Origin of the sequence: Dietzia sp. SYD-A1, assembly GCF_015356725.1 — a bacterium.
GTDB lineage: Bacteria > Actinomycetota > Actinomycetes > Mycobacteriales > Mycobacteriaceae > Dietzia.
Genome location: NZ_JADDKI010000556.1, coordinates 1 through 1,601 on the forward strand (window position 1 = coordinate 1; position 1,601 = coordinate 1,601).

Annotated in this window: 2 protein-coding genes; both read right to left on the minus strand. The window is 67.0% G+C overall.

Annotation, left to right across the window (positions count from 1 at the left end):
- Nucleotides 1-14: 14 nt before the first annotated feature.
- A complete protein-coding gene (locus tag IY392_RS16915) occupies nt 15-1,070 on the minus strand; it encodes an IS3 family transposase (protein ID WP_083249486.1) in 1,056 nt (351 codons plus the stop codon).
- On the minus strand, nt 1,067-1,522 hold the full coding sequence (locus IY392_RS16920; RefSeq protein ID WP_095719468.1) for a transposase: 456 nt from the start codon (nt 1,520-1,522) through the stop codon (nt 1,067-1,069). The genes IY392_RS16915 and IY392_RS16920 overlap by 4 nt, the downstream gene beginning before the upstream one ends.
- Nucleotides 1,523-1,601: the final 79 nt, after the last annotated feature.

Below are 1,601 nucleotides of genomic sequence, written 5' to 3' on the forward strand. Positions count from 1 at the left end.
CGGAGCGTGTCAAATCAAATGAGACGTGAGGTGCTCGGTTGGGCTTGGCTAGTTTCGGGTGATCGGGCGTCGGGGTCGTTGATGGTCGCCTTTTCCGGCAGTCGGGGTGGGCGCGGTCGTCGGGTGAACCGTTCGGGGTGTTTGGCGTAGGCGGCGTCGAGCACGAGCTGGCGCCTGTCGCGGATGGTCTCGGCGGTGCCGTCGTGGACGCTGGCCGGGGTGTGCAGTCCGATCCCGCTGTGCCGGTGCTGGTGGTTGTACCAGTGGATGAATCGGTTCATCCATGCCCGGGCGGCACCGATGCTGGCGAACCGCTCGGGGTAGTTCGGCGTGTACTTCATGGTCTTGAACTGCGACTCGCTGTACGGGTTGTCGTTGCTGGTCCGCGGCCGATTGTGCGACCGGGTTACATCCAGATCGCACAGGAGTGAGGCCAACGGCTTCGAGGTCATCGCCGCGCCCCCGTCGGCGTGGAGATACCCCGGTGCCTGGCCTTGCTCGGCGATGGCGGCGGCGACCAGGTCGGCGGCCAGTTCGCCGTCTTCGACGGTCTCGATGCGCCAGCCCACGACGTAGCGGGAGTAGATGTCGATGACGACGTAGGCGTGGTACCAGATGCCCTTGGCCGGGCCCCGCATTTTCGTGATGTCCCACGACCACACATCATTTGCTGAGGTTGCGACCAGTTCGGGAATCGCCCGTGGTGGATGGGTTGCCTGCCGACGACGCTCGCCGTTCATCGCCTCGGCCGCCAGGATCCGGTGCATCGTGCGCTGCGAGCAGTGATACCGGCCGGCGTCGAGTTCGCGGGCCCACACCTGGGCCACGGACAGATCGGCGTAGGCCTCGCTGGTGAGCACTTCCAGTATCGCGGTGCGCTCGGCGGCGGTGAGCTCGGCAGGATGGCGGGCCTTGGGGTGCGGCCCATACTGGCGCGGTTTCGGATTGGCCTGGCGATGATGGGTCGCCCGCGACCTACCGACCAGGGCGCAGGACCGCACCACACCCAGCAGCGCGGTCAGCAGCTGCGCGGTTTCGGCCTGCCAGGTGCGCCAGGCGGCCCTGGTCACCCCTTGTTTTTCTTGGAGAGCGCTTCCAAGAACGCGACACCTTTTCCCATGACCTCCAACGCGGCGTCACGATCGGCGATGACCTTGTCCTTCCGGGCGGCGTCTGACTCGAGTTTGCTGATCTGCTTTTCCAGCTCAGCGATGCGCGCCTGCTCCGGCGACTGGCCAGCCCGGGGCCTTCTCTTGGACACGGTGCCCAGTGTTCCCGCTTCGATCTGGGCCCGCCACTGCTTGACGCTGGAATCGTAGAGGCCCTCTCGGCGCAGCACGCGGCCCTTCTGCCCGGACGGGGCCTGCTCGTACTCGGCGACGATGCGCCGCTTGTACTCGGCCGTGAACGTCCGCCGGGCCGGCCGCCCGGTCCGCGGGGCCTGAACCGTCTCCTGCGTCGAGGTCGTCGGCGTCGGCTGCGAGGCCTCCAGGGCCGCGTCAGTAGTTGCAGTGATAGTCATGCTGGGTTCTCCTTCTCCTCACGCCCCAGCCTCTCAACCAGCCAGCCCGGGTGTCTCACCTCAGTCTGGCGGATAGGGG

What these genes read in the sequence shown, in the direction of transcription:
- IY392_RS16920 (WP_095719468.1), bottom strand. Translation starts at nt 1,522, where the DNA reads ATGACTATCACTGCAACTACTGACGCGGCCCTGGAGGCCTCGCAGCCG.